Source organism: Streptomyces sp. SudanB5_2050, assembly GCF_964272335.1.
GTDB lineage: Bacteria > Actinomycetota > Actinomycetes > Streptomycetales > Streptomycetaceae > Streptomyces > Streptomyces rochei.
Map to the genome: position 1 here is coordinate 358569 of NZ_OZ186760.1, position 15350 is coordinate 373918.

Annotated in this window: 15 protein-coding genes; 9 read left to right on the forward strand and 6 right to left on the reverse strand. The window is 72.2% G+C overall.

From position 1 onward, the window contains the following. Nucleotides 1-151: 151 nt before the first annotated feature. Nucleotides 152-1285, reverse strand: a complete 1134-nt coding sequence (locus ACFZP7_RS01120; RefSeq protein WP_385633558.1) for an SDR family oxidoreductase — start codon at nucleotides 1283-1285, stop codon at nucleotides 152-154. A gap of 424 nt (nucleotides 1286-1709) precedes the next feature. Here ACFZP7_RS01120 and ACFZP7_RS01125 point away from each other — a divergent pair, with 424 nt between their 5' ends. Next, the gene (locus ACFZP7_RS01125; RefSeq protein WP_385633559.1) at nucleotides 1710-2963 is read left to right on the forward strand and encodes a wax ester/triacylglycerol synthase domain-containing protein; all 1254 of its coding nucleotides are present in this window, start codon (nucleotides 1710-1712) and stop codon (nucleotides 2961-2963) included. A 100-nt stretch (nucleotides 2964-3063) separates the two neighbouring features. Here ACFZP7_RS01125 and ACFZP7_RS01130 read toward each other — a convergent pair whose 3' ends face one another. After that, a complete protein-coding gene (locus tag ACFZP7_RS01130) occupies nucleotides 3064-3891 on the reverse strand; it encodes a class I SAM-dependent methyltransferase (protein ID WP_385633560.1) in 828 nt (275 codons plus the stop codon). Between the two features lie 72 nt (nucleotides 3892-3963). On the opposite strand from ACFZP7_RS01130, the gene ACFZP7_RS01135 reads away from it, so the two are divergent. After that, on the forward strand, nucleotides 3964-4566 hold the full coding sequence (locus ACFZP7_RS01135; protein WP_019324553.1) for a TetR/AcrR family transcriptional regulator: 603 nt from the start codon (nucleotides 3964-3966) through the stop codon (nucleotides 4564-4566). Between the two features lie 45 nt (nucleotides 4567-4611). Here ACFZP7_RS01135 and ACFZP7_RS01140 read toward each other — a convergent pair whose 3' ends face one another. Together ACFZP7_RS01140 and ACFZP7_RS01145 are read right to left on the reverse strand one after the other, a co-directional pair. Then, entirely contained in the window at nucleotides 4612-6045 is a 1434-nt protein-coding gene (locus tag ACFZP7_RS01140; RefSeq protein ID WP_385633561.1) for a cytochrome P450, read from the reverse strand. Between the two features lie 131 nt (nucleotides 6046-6176). Continuing rightward, nucleotides 6177-7085 (reverse strand): helix-turn-helix transcriptional regulator, encoded by a 909-nt coding sequence (locus ACFZP7_RS01145; protein ID WP_385633562.1) that lies wholly within the window; start codon nucleotides 7083-7085, stop codon nucleotides 6177-6179. Nucleotides 7086-7219: 134 nt separating this feature from the next. Here ACFZP7_RS01145 and ACFZP7_RS01150 point away from each other — a divergent pair, with 134 nt between their 5' ends. From ACFZP7_RS01150 to ACFZP7_RS01180, 7 genes are all read left to right on the forward strand, one after another. After that, nucleotides 7220-8284, forward strand: coding sequence for an MFS transporter (locus tag ACFZP7_RS01150; protein ID WP_385633563.1), 1065 nt, complete (start codon nucleotides 7220-7222; stop codon nucleotides 8282-8284). A gap of 101 nt (nucleotides 8285-8385) precedes the next feature. Further along, nucleotides 8386-8517: a hypothetical protein gene (locus tag ACFZP7_RS01155; RefSeq protein ID WP_385633564.1), complete on the forward strand. Its 132-nt coding sequence runs from the start codon at nucleotides 8386-8388 to the stop codon at nucleotides 8515-8517. A 141-nt stretch (nucleotides 8518-8658) separates the two neighbouring features. Next, the gene (locus tag ACFZP7_RS01160; RefSeq protein ID WP_385633565.1) at nucleotides 8659-9702 is read left to right on the forward strand and encodes a zinc-dependent alcohol dehydrogenase family protein; all 1044 of its coding nucleotides are present in this window, start codon (nucleotides 8659-8661) and stop codon (nucleotides 9700-9702) included. Nucleotides 9703-9792: 90 nt separating this feature from the next. After that, nucleotides 9793-10920, forward strand: coding sequence for an alpha/beta hydrolase (locus ACFZP7_RS01165; protein ID WP_385633566.1), 1128 nt, complete (start codon nucleotides 9793-9795; stop codon nucleotides 10918-10920). 270 nt (nucleotides 10921-11190) lie between these two features. Then, nucleotides 11191-12564, forward strand: coding sequence for a cryptochrome/photolyase family protein (locus ACFZP7_RS01170; protein WP_385633567.1), 1374 nt, complete (start codon nucleotides 11191-11193; stop codon nucleotides 12562-12564). A 14-nt stretch (nucleotides 12565-12578) separates the two neighbouring features. Then, nucleotides 12579-12746, forward strand: a complete 168-nt coding sequence (locus ACFZP7_RS01175) for a hypothetical protein (protein WP_210900842.1) — start codon at nucleotides 12579-12581, stop codon at nucleotides 12744-12746. Nucleotides 12747-12759: 13 nt separating this feature from the next. Continuing rightward, the gene (locus tag ACFZP7_RS01180; protein ID WP_385633568.1) at nucleotides 12760-13902 is read left to right on the forward strand and encodes a polyprenyl synthetase family protein; all 1143 of its coding nucleotides are present in this window, start codon (nucleotides 12760-12762) and stop codon (nucleotides 13900-13902) included. 89 nt (nucleotides 13903-13991) lie between these two features. Here ACFZP7_RS01180 and ACFZP7_RS01185 read toward each other — a convergent pair whose 3' ends face one another. Both ACFZP7_RS01185 and ACFZP7_RS01190 read right to left on the reverse strand, forming a co-directional pair. Then, nucleotides 13992-14663: an enoyl-CoA hydratase-related protein gene (locus ACFZP7_RS01185; RefSeq protein WP_385633569.1), complete on the reverse strand. Its 672-nt coding sequence runs from the start codon at nucleotides 14661-14663 to the stop codon at nucleotides 13992-13994. 45 nt (nucleotides 14664-14708) lie between these two features. Next, complete coding sequence (locus ACFZP7_RS01190) at nucleotides 14709-15326, reverse strand: TetR/AcrR family transcriptional regulator (protein WP_385633570.1); 618 nt, start codon at nucleotides 15324-15326, stop codon at nucleotides 14709-14711. Nucleotides 15327-15350 lie beyond the last annotated feature (24 nt).

The following is a 15350-nucleotide window of genomic DNA, read 5'->3' on the forward strand; positions in this document are numbered from 1 at the left end:
CCCGGATCCGTCGGGTGCCGGCGGTGATCGCTTCGGGTGAGAAGGCCGGCGGTTGCGTATCCGTGCTGCCGGGCCGGGCGGGAGCGGACAAGGGCGGGCTCCAAGGAGGCGTGCGTACGGGTGACGGTCGGCTGAGAGGCCCGGGGCGGGCTCAATGCCGCTGCCGCGCGGGATCCGCCTCCGCGCGGGCCGGGGGCGCCGGGCGGAGACCGGACAGCAGGTAGTCGAGGTCCACCCGGGTGACGGACCGGGGGGTTCCCAGCGCGGTGCGTACCCGGGTGTCGTCGTAGCGGCGCAGGTGGCTCAGGTAGGGCGTGATGCCGGGGTAGAAGTCCATGGACGCTTCGAGGGCGGACACGTCGTCGGGTCGCCTCTCGACCAGGCGGGTCCGCAGGGGCGCGAGCCGCTCCATGAGTTCGGTGATCGCGGCCACCGGAACGTCGTGCTCGTGGACGACGTGGTAGGTGTCGACCCGGCCGGACGGCTCCCGGTCCGCCAGGCGCAGCATGACTTTCGCCGCGTCCTCGACGGGCATCATGTTGAGGTGGCCGTAGCGTCGGCCGACCAGTCGGGCGACGGGCCGTTCGGACCGCTCACGTCCCGGGTCCGCGAGACCGACGGCGCGCAGCGCGTCCCCCACCAAGTGGTCCAGGACCTGCAGCGGGTGCCGGGGCAGTTCGGGGTGCGGGGGCAGGTTCGTCACCAGGATGCTGGGCCGCAGGACGATCACCGGTCTGCGGTGTGTCCGCGACCATGCGTGCACCAGGGTCTCGGCCTCGTACTTGGACCGCTCGTAGGCGTTCTCGAAGCCGTGGGTGTCGTCGAGTTCGTCCTCGTAGACCACGCCCTCACGGCGTGCTCCGGCCACGAAGGCCGTGCTGACGTGGTGGACCACCGGTCGACGGCCCCCGGCGGCGGCCAACTCCAGTACGGCTCTGGTGCCTTCGACGTTCACCCGGCGCAGCGAGGCGAGGTCGCCCTCCAGGTTGATGGAGCCGGCGCAGTGCCAGAGCGCGTCGAAGCGGTCCGCCAGTTCCCGGAACCGGTCCGCGGGCAGCCCCATGAGCGGTCGGCTCAGGTCGGTGGGTACCACCCGCACCCGCGTGGGCAGTTCCGCGATCATCCGTTCCGGCGCACCGGACATTTCGAGGAACCGTGTGATGCGGCCGAAGGGGTCCGCCGAGGCCGCGTGGGTGAGCAAGGTCAGCGTTCCGTCCCGCTCCAGCAGGCACCGCAGCAGTCGGAGGCCGAGGAATCCGGTGGCACCGGTGAGGGCGATGTTCACGACCGTGACTCCCGGTGCTCGCGCCCCGAGGAGGCGGGTGGCCGTAATCGCCGCCGCGCCACCGACTCGCCCGCTCTCATCCCCGGCCTCCCCGTCGGACGCTCCGCACGCACACCGAGGACAGTGCCAGGTGGCGGGGGTCGGCTGCGTCCCTTCCGCCCATGGTCATCCCCCAAGGCGTTCCCCGGGTACGGAGGTTGACGAACAGGCACGCGAACACCTGGTCCGGCCGCGTGAAGAACCCTTGGGACCCCGCGTCGGCACAGCGGAGGGCCGTCTACCTTGTGCTTCCGACCCGGTCGCCGCCCGTTCGAGCGACCGCCCACCCCGGCCCCACGCTCCTCCGTCCGCCGGCCGGCGTGCCCTCCTGGATGCCGACCGCTTCCCGGCCCCGCCGGACCGCCTCGACCGGAAGATGGTGATCATGCCCGCCGACGTGCGCACGCACCCGATCGACCGCGCGTACCTCAGACTGGAGCAGGCCCGTCCCGGTGCCCGCTGGGACACGGGAGGCATCGCGTACCTCAGCGGCCGGCCACCGAGCCTGGCCGACTTCCGCGCCTACGTCGGGATGCGCCTGCCGGAACTCCCCATGCTCACCTATCGGTTGGAACGGACCGCGCGGCCGCCCGTGTGGCGTCCGGACGAGGCGTTCACTCTGGAACGCCACGTCCACGAAGTGGTGACGGCCGGCCCGGAGGCACCGCCGTCGCCCTTGGAGACCGCCCTCGGCGCACCACTTCCCCGCGACGCGCCCTGGGGACTGTGGCTGGTGCACGGTGAGACGCCCGACGAGTACGCCGTGTGTTACCGGTTCGAGCACGTGTGCCAGGACGGTGTCGCCGCCGCCCTGGCCTTCCGTACTCTGCTCGGCACCGGGGAGCCCGCCCTCCGACCGTTGCCCCGGCCGCGCGGTCGCGGGGAGAACCTGCGCAGGACGGTCACGGCGCTGGGCCTCGCGGTGGCGTACGCCTTCGACGTCCTTCCGCGTCCGGGCCGGCGCTCCTCGACGGCCTTCGTACCCACCGGACGGCGGAAACTGCTGCGGACCCGGCTGCCCGTCGAGAGGCTGCGCGGGATCGGCAGGGCACGCGGGGTGTCGGCGAACGACGTCCACCTCACGGCGCTGGCGGGTGCCCTGGGCAGATGGTCGGAGGAGGCCGGCATCCCCCTGCCCCACACGTCGGCGTTGCTGCCCGTGGACGCACGCCGGCACGACGAGGAGCAGACGTGGGGGAACCGCACCTTCGCCGTCCGGGTGCGGCTCCCCCTGACCGAGCCCTCGCCCCTTCGGCGGCTGGAACTCGTCGCGGCGGCGACTTCCGCGGTGAAGCGGAGGCCCCGGAGGCAGGCCGTCCACGACCTGGTCCGGTACATGCCCGCCCGGCCCACGGCCTGGTACATGCGGCAGATCACCTCACCGCGCGTCACCACGCTGCTGGCGACCTCCGTGCCGCTCGCCGAGGACGGCGTCCTGGGCGCCACCGACGTCACGGGCGCCGCGCTGCTCCCGCTGCTCCTGCCGGGCCACCTCTGCGGCGTGGGACTGGCCTTCTTCGGGGACTGGGCCGAGGTCTCCTTCACGGTGGACGACGCGCTTCCCCACGGCGGGCGGTTGCCCGGCCTGTGGACGGACGCCGTGGAGGAACTCGAGCAGGACCTCGGCGAGGTCGGGTAGTGCTGCCCCAGCAGGTCGTCGCCGTAGGCGTTGCCGAGGGGGCTGCGGATGATCGAGTGGTCGTGGAGCGGGGAACCGCACGGCCGACGCCCCGGGAGGGTCAGGAGGTGCCGGCGCGTACGGCGGTCGTGGCCAGGGTGGTGTAGAGCATCGTGAAGCAACCGCCCATCGAGTCGATGGCGGCCCCGACCGCGTCAAGGATCTCGGCTGTCCGGTCGGGAGGGAGTCGGGTGAGGCCGCCGGTGGTGGGGAGCAGCTCCAGCCATTGGTCGCGCGTATAGGACCGTTCCCAGTCGAACCGCCACTGTTCGGGGTCGTCGAAGCGCCCGGTCCGACGGATCGCGTCGGCGAACTTCGCGTACCCCGCTCGGTACACGTCCAGTGGGCGTCGGGCCGGCTGACCGCTGAACGGAGAGTCCGGCACCACCCTCCGGTAGGCGGCGGCGAACGGTTCGGCCACCTCGGCGGGCGGCTCGTACACGTGCCCGAAGATCACCAGACGCCCGTCCGGACGCAGTACCCGGGCCGCCTTGACCGCGCCGGCGACCGGATCCACCCAGTGCCAGGACTGGGCCGCGATCACCGCGTCGAACGTCCGTCCGGCCGGCCGCCAGGCTTCGAACGTCGCCACCTCGACCTCCAGGCCGTGGGCGCGCGCGAACTCGGCCATCCGCTCGTCCGGCTCGACGCCGAGCACGGCGCAGCCGGCGGCCTGGAACTGGCGGGCCGCGATGCCGGTGCCGCAGCCCACGTCGAGCACCTCGGACCCAGGGCTCCCGGCGACGACCCGCGCCACCAACGCGTCGGGATAGCCGGGACGGGCCCGGTCGTAGCGTTGCGCGTCCGCACCGAACGACTCGGCCATCCGCCGGACCTCGTGCGACTCCACTCGGGAAGGTTCTGGTTGCTCTCGCGGTAAGGTGGGCATGTGCCCACCTTAGTGGGCACATGCCCACTGGGCAATGGATGCCGACAGTCCGACGCACGAGAGGATCTGTGAGTGCCGACCGGGGTGCACCTTCGCGACGCGCGGCAGCAGTTGTTCGACGCCGCCGAACGCGTGCTGCTGCGGGACGGGCCGGACGCCCTGACCAGCCGCGCCGTCACCGACGAGGCGGGCTGCGCCAAAGGCGTCCTGCACCGGTACTTCAGCGACTTCGACGCCTTCCTCACCGACCTCGTGCTCGACCGGGCCGCGCAGTTGGAGACGCAGGCGAGCGCGCTGCGCGAATCCGCAGGCACCGGCACGGTGACCGACAACCTCACCACTGCGCTGACCACCCTGTTCGGCCCGGTTCCGGTGGCCGTCATCCCGCTCATCACCTTCCGGGACGAGCTGCGCGCGCGGCTTCGACGAGCCACTCCCGGGGGCGGCATCGCGATCCTCGCCCAGGTCGCGACCGCGATCTCCGCCTACCTGGCCGACGAGCGTGAACTGGGCCGCATCGCGGCCGACGCCGACATCGACTCGCTCACTCTCTCCCTGGTCGGTGGCGGGCATCTCCTGTTCGCGGACCGCGACCCCGGCCCGCCGCCCACGGCAACCGTCGACAAGCTCGTGACCACGGTGCTCGCCGACGTCGTGCAACGGCGGCCACGCTGACGGTCGAGCCGGAAGCGCGGGCACGACGTTCGGTCGGTGTCCGCTCTATACCGGTCGGGCGGGCGGGCGGTGGGCCCGGTCTTCGTCGCCCTGGTGCCCGGTCGTGGTGGGGTGACGGTAGGACATGGTCAGGCGGTCGGGTTTGACGGTGACGACGGCTTGCGGCCGCGGCGGCCGTGTCGTCAGCTGAAGGTGCGACCAGTTCTGGAGGATGGTCGCCAGGATGATCTGCAGCTCGGCCCAGGCGAAGTTCTCACCGATGCACTTGCGGCGTCCGTCGCCGAAGGCGAGGAAGGAGCCACGGGCCGCCGTGGTCTCCGCGCGCGTCCAGCGGTCCGGGTCGAAACGACCGGGTTCCGGAAAGACCTCCGGGTCGTGCTGGTGAAGGTAGGGGCTCCAGACGACGTCCGCGCCCGCTGGAATGGAGTGTCCGCCGAGCCGGGTGTCCCGGGTCGCGGTGCGCGTCACCATCCAGGCCGGCCCGTACTTGCGCACGGCTTCTTGCAGCACTCTGCGGGCGTAGTGGAGTTGGTCGACGTCGGTGTAGCGAAGCGGCCGGTCCTGGCAGACCGAGGCGAGTTCGGCGCGCAGGCGTTGTTCGACGTGCGGGTCCTGGCTGATCTCGTACAGGGTCCAGGCGAGGGTGGTGCCGGTGGTCTCGATGGCACCGGTCAGCAGGGTGATGGCTTCGTCCTGGAGCTGCTGACGGCTCAGGGGCTCCGGTGCGGTGAGAAGAGTCTCGAACAGGCCGGTGGGGCGAGCGGCGTGGGGGCATCCGGTCGGCGCCGCCGCCCCCGTCGAGCTGGGCAGTTGGCCGGTGTGGTGGTCGATGGCCTGGTCGATGAGGGTGCGCAGACGGGCGACCCGGGCTGCGTGGGCGCGGTTCGCCGGAAGCGGCAGCCGGTTGGCCCAGGGCGGCAGGATCGTCTGGCGGATCGTTCCTTTCATGATGGCCGGCATGAGGGTGGTGAACTCCTCTTGCAGGTGAGGCGGCAGATCGGTGCCGAACAGCGCGACGAGGAAGGCGGCCAGGGTCAGGTTGTTCATGTCGGCGAAGACGTCCCGGTGTTCGCCGTCCTCCCAGGTGGCGACCATGGACCGGACCTGGTCGATCATGGCGTCGCCTCGGGTGGCGATGTGCGCTTTGTTGAACATCGGCTGCATCAGGCGTCGGTTGCGCAGGTGGACGTCTCCGTCGGCCACGGTGGCGAGTCCGTCACCGAAGAACACGCGCAGAGCGTCGATGATCTTGCCGCCCTTGGTGAAGTCGGCGGCGTCGGTGACCAGGACCTTGCGGGTGAGGGCAGGGTCGGTGACCACGTAGGCGGGCGCGGTGCCGATGCGTATGCGGACGACGCTGCCGTGCTCTCGCAGCGAGGCCATGAACGGCAGGGGGGTGCGGGCGAGACGGTGGGCGTGTCCGATCAGGGGGAGGCTGCCCGGCGCCGTCGGTGTGGGCGTGAAGAGGGGGGTGCTCACTGCTCGGCTCTCCTCATGGTGGGGGCATCGAGGTGCGGCCGATGCATGCCCAAGATCAATCCCGTGGATGCCGTCTGCGCGTGATCTTCACATGCCGGAGCGGTCGGCCTGCCCGTACAGGACCGTCCGGTTCAGGTGAGTCGGTCGGTGGGCTCTGCCGCCTGGAACGGGGTCGCCGTCAGGCTGGCGAGGAGCTTGAGGCGTTCCTCGGAGGTGCTGCCGGGTTCGGCGGTGTAGAGGCTCAGGTCGTGGACGGCCCGTTGCGACACGGACAGGTCCACGGACTGGTAGGTGAGCTCCAGCTCGCCGACGTCGGGGTGCTGGAGCCCTTTGACGCCGTCGTGGCGGATGCGGACCTCGTGCGCGGCCCACAGGGTGCGGAAGTCGCGGCTGAGGGTGGACAGCTCGCCGATCAGTTCGCGCAGGGCCCGGTCGTGGGGTTCACGCCCCGCCTCGGCGCGCAGCAGGGCGACGGTGGCGGCGGCGCCGGATTCCCAGTCGGCGAAGAAGTCGTGGGAGGTGTCGTCGAGGAAGTGGTAGCGGGCGAAGTTGGGGCGGCCGCGCTCGTCGGTGGTGGGGCTGTCGAACATCGGGGCGTGCAGGGCGCGGCCGAGGGCGTTGTGGGCGATGACGTCCAGGCGGCCGTTGCGCACGAAGGCGGCGGACATCGTGATGGAGTCGAGCAGCCACTGGATGCGGGGCGGGACCTCGACGTCCCGGCGGCGCGACGGCGCGCGGCGAGCGGGGCGTGCGGCCCGGGCCAGATCGAACAGATAGGTGCGCTCGTCCTCGTCGAGCTGGAGTGCCTGGGCGACGGCGGCGAGGATGTCCTCGGAGACGCCGCTGATGTGTCCCTTCTCCAGACGGGTGTACCACTCGGTGCTCATCCCGGCCAGCACGGCGACCTCCTCGCGCCGCAGGCCCGGGACCCGGCGCCGGCCACTGGTAGGCATTCCTGCCTGCTCCGGGCTGATCCTGGCGCGGCGGCCGGCGAGAAAGTCCCGGATCTCGGTGCGGTGATCGTGCTGGTCGTCGTCCATGTCCTCCACGGTAGTCAGGCTCACTCGGGGAGGGAGGTTGAGCTTGTACCCCCCATAAACGCCACCTTCCTCGAGGGCGGGGCGGCCGGTTTCCTGGATGACGCACCCCGATCACCCCCCTTTGGAGATGCACCGTGAGTACGCGAGGAGGAACCCTCCAGGCTCCCGCCGAGGTACGTACCGAACCGGCCGAGCAGGCAGCGGGATCGTCCCGGCTGCCGCTCGTCGTCCACATCCTGGCGCTCGGCACGTTCCTGATGGGCACGACCGAGTTCGTCGTGGCCGGCCTGCTGCCCGAGATCGCGGGCGACCTGCAAGTCAGTGTCGCGCGGACCGGTCTGCTGATCACCGTCTTCGCCGTCGGGATGATCGTCGGTGCGCCGCTGATGGCCATGCTCACCCTGCGGTTGCCCAAACGGCTCACCTTGATGCTCGCCCTGGGGATCTTCGCCGCCGGACACGTCATCGTCGCGCTCGGCTCCGACTTCTCCGTGATCCTCGGAGCACGGTTCCTGACCGCGATCGCCACCGGCGCGTTCTGGGCGGTGGCCAACGTGGCCGCCGCCGACGCCGCGGGCCCCGCCGCCCGCTCCCGCGCCCTCGGCCTCGTCGGGGCCGGCGCGATGCTCGCCAACGTCGTCGGCGTGCCGCTGGGCGCGTTCGCCGGACAGCTCGTGGGCTGGCGCGGCCCCTTCTGGGCACTCGCGGCTCTGTCCGCCGCGGCCATCGTGCTGATCGCCCGCACGGTCGGACACGACGGACATGCCCGGCAGACGGTGTCGGTCCGCTCCGAGCTGACCGCGCTGCGCTCCGGCCGTGTGTGGCTGGTGCTGGCGGCCTGCGCCACCACGACCGGAGGTGTCCTGGCCGCCTACTCCTACATCGCCCCGCTGCTGACCGAGCGCTCCGGCATCGCGTCCGGGATCGTGCCGCTGGTCCTGGTCGGATTCGGCCTGGGCGCCCTGGCCGGCTCGCTGGTCGGGGGCCGCCTGGGTGACCGCCACCCGCACACCGTCACGGTCGTGGCCGCTGCCGGAGCGACCCTCCTGCTGCTGGCGGTCTCCCTGCTGGCCGGCTACGCCGTGCCCACCATCGTCCTGGTCACCCTGCTCGGCTTCTTCGGCCTGGGTGCCAACCCGGTGCTGATGGCACTGGCGGTCCGCTTCGCGAAGCAGGCACCCTGCTCGCCTCGGCCCTGACCGTCTCGGCGTTCAATCTCGGTACCGCCGTCGGCTCATGGATCGCCGGTCTCACCCTCGACTCGCCGCTCGGGACCACCGGTCCCGCCCTCGTCGGCACCGTGATCGCCGCCCTCACGCTGATCCCGGCCGTCCTCATCGCGCTCCACCAGCGCCGCCGCACGGCAGCAGCCCTCGCCCGGGCCGGCACGGACACCGACGCGACAACGATCACGAAGAAGGCCGCCAAATAGGGCCCAAACGGATCAAACCGGCGAGAGTGGTCACGACCAGCTCACGCCCCCGGCAGCACGCTCGGTACGGCCCTCGTACGGGGAGCCGGACCGATCCACGCCACACCTCTCACGCACCACTCGGAAACGGAGCACCACCCCATGCGCGCGACCCTCATGTACGGCGCCGGCGACGTCCGCGTCGAGAACGTCCCCGACCCCGTCGTCAAGCACCCCACCGACGCCCTGGTCCGCATCACCGCCTCCTGCGTCTGCGGCAGCGACCTGTGGCCGTACGCCTCGATGAAGCCCGAGGACGGCCCGGCCCGGATGGGCCACGAGTTCATCGGCATCGTCGAGGACACCGGCTCCGAGGTGACCACCGTGAAGCGCGGCGACCTGGTCGTCGCCCCGTTCGCCATCTCCGACAACACCTGCGAGTTCTGCCGCGAGGGCCTGCACACCTCCTGCTCCCACCCGCAGGCCGGCTTCTGGGACGGTGAAGCCGAGGAAGGCGGCCAGGCCGAAGCCGTCCGCGTACCGCTGGCGGACGGCACCCTCGTCAAGTTGCCCGTCGCAGCCGACTCCGCGCTCATCCCGTCCCTGCTGACCCTCTCGGACGTCTTCGGCACCGGCTACCACGCCGCCGTGGCGGGCGGGGTCGACGAGCGCACCCGCGTGACCGTGATCGGTGACGGCGCGGTCGGCCTGCTGGGAGTCCTGTCGGCCAAGCGCCTGGGCGCCGAGCAGATCATCCTGATGGGCCGCCACCGGGCGCGCACCGGCCTCGGCCGTGAGTTCGGCGCCACCGACGTCGTCTCCGCCCGCGGCGAGGAAGGCATCGAGGCGGTGCGGGAGCTGACCGGCGGGCACGGCACGCACGTGGTCCTGGAGTGCGTCGGCAACATGGCCGCCTACCAGCAGGCCACCGGGATCGTCCGCCCCGGCGGCGTGATCAGCCGCGTCGGCGTCCCGCAGTACGAGGAGGCACCGATCGGCTTCGGGAGTCTGTTCCGCCACAACATCCGGCTCGCCGGCGGACCGGCGCCGGTGCGGGCCTACATCGAGGAATTGATGCCCGACATCCTGGACGGCGCCATCGAGCCGGGGAAGGTCTTCGACGTCACCACGGACCTCGACGGCGTCCCGGCCGGCTACCAGGACATGGCCGACCGCAAGAGCCTCAAGGTCCTCGTCAAGCCATGACCCGGCCCCGCTCACCCGAAGCGGCGGGCCTCCGAGCCCGGCCCGTCGCTCCGCTTTCCTCCACCACCGATCGAATATGAGGTCCTTCCCATGGAGCGTCGCAAAGCGCTCGGACTGATCGCCGGTGGCGGCGCTGCCGCCGCCGCGTCCTTCACGACTCTGCCCGCCTTCGGCGCGGAGGCCGGCCGCGCCGCCGGCGCCGCAGGACAGGGCAAGGCCACGGGCAAGGGCGGCTACACCTTCGCACTGGACAGGAACGTCGAGCGGACCCCGGTACGGTTCGAGAACCGCTACGGCATCACGGTTGCCGCGGACCTCTACGTGCCGAAGAACGCCAGGGGCAGGCTGCCCGCCCTGGCTCTCAGCGGCCCGTTCGGCGCCGTCAAGGAGCAGTCTTCGGGGCTCTACGCCAACGAGTTCGCCCGCCGCGGCTACGTCGCCCTCGCCTTCGACCCCTCCTTCACCGGGGAGAGCGGCGGCAGGGTGCGCGACGTGGGCTCGCCCGAGATCTTCACCGAGGACTTCCATGCCGCCGTCGACTTCCTCGGCCTGCAGCGGTTCGTCGACCGCGAGCGGATCGGCCTGCAGGCCGTGTGCGGGCTGAGCGGCATGGCGCTCACCGCCGCGGCCGCGGACAGCCGTATCAAGGCGGTCGCCACGGCCTCGATGTACGACATGTCACGCAGCATCTCCCGCGGCCACGAGGACTTCTACACGCGCGAGCAGCGCCGGAAGATCGTGGACCACGTCAGCCGACAGCGCTGGATCGACGCCGAGCAGGGCACCTACGCGCGGGGCTCCCACGAGGTCCCCTTCGACGAGAACGGCGACGTCGCCCCCTCGGACCGGGTCCTGCCCGAGACCCTCCCGGCGGATGCCGACCCGGTCACGAAGAGCTTCTTCGCCTATTACCGCACCGAGCGCGGCTACCACCCTCGCTCGATCAACTCCACCACCGCGTGGACCGCGACCACGCCCATGTCGTTCTTCGCCTACCGGCAGATGACGAACATCGACATGCTGGCGCCCCGCAGAGCCCTCCTGGTGGCCGGCTCCGAGGCGCACTCCCTCTACTACTCCCAGGACGTCCGGAAGGCGGCACCCGAGACCGTCGACCTCGTGGTCGTCCCGGGCGCGGACCACGTCGACCTGTACGACCGCAAGGACCTCATCCCCTTCGACCGGCTCGACGAGTTCTTCACCGAGAACCTCGCCTGACCGTCAGGCGTCCCGGCGGGCCGGTGCGGCCCGGTCTCGACGGGCGCGGTCACGCCGTGGGGCCCATGATCGGTAGGTGGGACGGTGAGCGGTGGAGAGAGCAGGAGGGCACGATGGTGGTGACGAACGGCCGGGCCGCGGCGAGGAGCTGACCGCGCGGAGGAGTGATCGGCGCGCGCGGCGCATCCGGCGCGCGCGTCCCCCACGAAGTGCGGAGCGACAGGCACCCGTTCAGGTACCACCGCGTACCACTGCGCCAGGAGTGACACCATGACCGTCGCGGTCGTCCTGTTCACCTCGGATCTGCGTCTGCACGACCATCCTCCGCTGCACGCCGCGCTGAAGGCGGCGGACGAGGTGGTGCCGCTGTTCGTGCTCGACCCCGGCATCCACGCGGCGGGCTTCGACGCGCCCAATCGGAGAGCCTTCCTCGCCGACTGTCTGAACGACCTCGACGCCTCGCTGCGCCGCCGCGGCGGCCGGCTCGTGATCCGCGCCGGGCCGGTCCCCCGCGAGGTCCGCGCCGTCGCCGCCGAGTGCGGGGCCACCGAGGTGCACATGGCCGCGGGCGTCACCGCGTACGCCCACCGCCGTGAGGAGCGGCTGCGCGAGGCGCTCGGCGGCGACGGTGTCGCCCTGCGCGTGCACGAGGCGGTGATCACCGCTGTCGCCCCGGGGGCGGTGACGCCCGCGGGCTCCGACCACTTCGCCGTGTTCTCCCCGTACTTCCGCCGCTGGTCCCAGGAGTCGCTGAGGGATCCCCTCGCCGCGCCGCGGACCGTGCGCGTGCCCGACGGGGTGCGCGGCGAGCCGCTGCCGGACCGAGCGCAGGTGCCCGGCGTCTCGCCCGGTCTGCCGACCGGAGGGGAGTCCGCCGGGCGCGACCAGTTCTCGCGGTGGACGCGTTCCGGGCTGCCCCTCTACGAGGACCGGCACGACGACCTGGCGGGCGACGGCACGTCCCGGCTCTCGCCGTACCTGCACTTCGGAGCGCTGTCCCCCGTGGAACTCGTCCAGCGGTCCCGGGCACACGGCGGGCCGGGCGCGGAGGCTTTCGTACGCCAGGTGTGCTGGCGGGACTTCCACCACCAGGTGCTGGCGGCGCGGCCCGGGGCGTCGACCGAGGACTACCGCACCCGCCACGACCGGTGGCGGGACGAGGAGGAGGCGGCCGAGGACATCGCCGCGTGGCGGGAGGGACGTACCGGATATCCCGTCGTCGACGCGGCGATGCGTCAGCTGCGCCACGAGGGCTGGATGCACAACCGGGCGCGCCTGCTGGTGGCGAGCTTCCTGACCAAGACGCTGTACGTCGACTGGCGGATCGGCGCCCGGCACTTCCTGGACCTCCTCGTGGACGGCGACGTCGTCAACAACCAGATGAACTGGCAGTGGGTCGCCGGTACCGGCACCGACACCCGCCCCCACCGGGTGCTCAACCCCCTCGTCCAGGCCAGACGGTTCGACCCGGACGGTGCCTACGTACGCCGCTGGGTCCCCGAACTCGGCGATGTGGACGGCGGGAGGGTGCACGAGCCCTGGCGCCTGAGGGCGCAGGAGCGCTCCGCGCTCGACTATCCGGAGCCGGTCGTCGACCTCGCCGAAGGGCTCACACGCTTCAGGCACGCCCGCGGCCGCGACTGAGGAGACGATCTCTCGTGCACCGGCTCTTCGGCGACCCGCCCGGCCCGCACCTCCTCGCACCGGACGAGGACGGGCCCGGCGGGGGCACGGCCTGCTCGTGGACGGTGATCGGCCGGCTGGAATCAGTGCATCCGTACGAGGGCACCCGGCCGAAGCACTGCCGTGCGGACGACCGAGAGTGAAAAGGGGTTGTGCATGCCTGGACTGCCGTCGGCGGTGGCCCCACCGGCCGATCTCGTAGCGGAGCCGCTCACCGCCTCCCAGGCCACCGAGGCGGTCGGCGCCGTGCTCCGGCAGATCCTCGACGAGCGACTGCGTCATTGCCGCACGGTCGACCCCGTCTTCGCCCAGGAGCTGGCCACCCGGCTGGCCGCCCTGGTCGAGCGGGGCGGCAAACGGCTGCGCACGGCGTTCGCCCACTGCGGCTGGCGCGCCGCCGGCGGCTCGGGGGACGCCACCGCGGTGCTGCGCACGGGAGCCGCCCTCGAACTGCTCCAGGTCTGCGCCCTCGTGCACGACGACGTGATGGACGGCTCCGTGCGGCGCAGGGGCGGTGCGGCCCTGCACGTCGACCTCGCGCGTGTGCACTGGGCGGCGGGCATGCGCGGTTCCGCGGAGGACTTCGGGACGTCGGCCGCCGTGCTCGCCGGCGACCTGGCGCTGGCCTGGGCGGACGACCTGCTGACGGAGACGGCGCTCGGCACGCCGCACGGCCGGCACCTGCACGAGGAGTGGCGGGTGATGCGCACCGAGATGGTCGCCGGGCAGTACCGCGACCTGCACGCCGAGGCCGCTCGCTCCTCGGATGTCGACGAGGCGCTGGCCATCGCCACGCTCAAGAGCGCCTTGTACACCGTCGCCCGGCCCCTGGCGCTCGGTGCCTCACTGGCCGGAGCCGACGCGTACGTGGTGGAGGCCCTGCGGGCGGCCGGCCGGTGCGCCGGGCTGGCCTTCCAGCTCCGGGACGACCTGCTCGGAGCCTTCGGCGACCCGGCGCGGACCGGCAAGTCCGCCGACGACGACCTGCGCTCCCGCAAGCTGACCTACCTCCTCGCCGTCGCCGTGCGACTGGCCGACGCCACCGACGACCACCTGGCCGCCGCGACGCTGGCGCCGGACGCGGACCCGGGGTCCGGGCACGCCGTGCGGCGCGTGCGGGCGGCACTCGAACGCACCGGCGCCCGGAAGCTCGTGGAGGCGAAGATCGAGGAACTGGCCGAGACGGGCCTCGGCCACTTCGAGCGCGCCGGCGCCCACCCGGCCGTACGCCGCGAGTTCGCCGCACTGGTGGAACGCGCCACCGGCGTCGCCGCGCACCGGTCGGAGGAGGTCGCGTGAGAAGAGTTCCGGCTCAGGCGGTGGACGGCGGAGACGGCCCGCCCCCGGGCAGGGGTCCCGGGGGCGGGGCGCGTCGGTGAGACGCCGGCTCAGCCGAGCGGGTTGTCGGTGTCGCGCAGGGTGGCCACGGTGGGGGCGTACATGCGGGCCTTGATGGTGCCGAGGGTGTCGCCCGCCTTGTTCACCTGTTCCCGGGCGATCTCGATCGCGGTGGAGCGCACGGCGTCCTCGGCGACGGCCCGGTCGACGATGCCGGCGGCCGCGGCGTCGGTGCCGCCGTAGCGGCGGGCGGTGAGCATGGCCGTGTGCGCGGTCTGCGGAGTCAGCCGGGACTGGATGAGGGCCGTCATGCCGGGGGTGAAGGGGATGTTGATGTCGGCCTCGGGAAGGCACCAGTAGCCGCGGTCGGCGCGCATCACGCGGAAGTCGTGAGCGAGGGAGAACATCGCGCCGGCGGCGAAGGTGTGCCCCTGCAGCGCGGCGACCGTGACGACCGGCAGCGACAGCATCCTCGCGAACAGCTCGTGGACGGAGACGACGTAGTCCTGGTGCTGGTCGGCGTGGGCGAACAGCCAGTCCAGATCGAGACCGTTGGAGTAGAACTTGCCGGTGGCGGCGGTGACCAGGGCCCGGGGGCCTTCCGCCTTCTCCACCTCGTCGAGCGCGGCGCCGACGGCGGTGAGCCAGTCGGGGTGGAAGCGGTTCTCGCCGTCCCCGAGGTCGAGGACGAAGACGTCGTCGTGGCGGTCGAGCGAGGGCATGGCGACTCCTTGGTTACCGATCTGACATGGGTCGAGGTGTGCGAACTACGCCTCGGAGCGGGGCCCGGAACCGGCGCCCGGGCGGTCCCGCAGGGCGTAGCGGAGCAGGTCGTGGATCTCGGCGGCGGCTGCCTCGATGGGGGCGGTGCTCCGTTCGGCCCGGCACATGATCACCGCGCCTTCGACCGCGGCGATGATGAAGGCACCGAGCCGGCGGCTGCGCTCCTCGGTCAGCCCGTGCCGGAGGAAGAGGGCCGCGAGCGCTTCCTGCCAGCGGGCGAAGACCGCGGCGGCGGAGCGGGCGAGCTGAGGCGCGTCGTCATTGGTCTCGACGGCCACCGCCACGATCGGGCAACCGGCCCTGAACCCGCTCTCCACGAGCCGGTCGCGCCACAGCTCGAAGAACGCGTCGACCGCCTCCACCGGATCGTCCGCCCCCATGGCGGCGTCGATCAGGCCCGCGATGAAGTCCCCCGCCAGCGCCACCGCCTCGTCGATGAGCTGCGCACGCCCGCCGGGGAAGTGGTGATACACCGAGCCCCTTGGGGCTCCGCTGTGGGCGAGGACCCGGTCGATGCTGGTCGCGCTCGCCCCGTACTCACGCAGCAGCGCGGCGGCGCTGAGGACCATCCGGTCACGGCTCTCGCTCCTGCGCGGACTCACCGCCCAGCACCTCCCGACGATGTG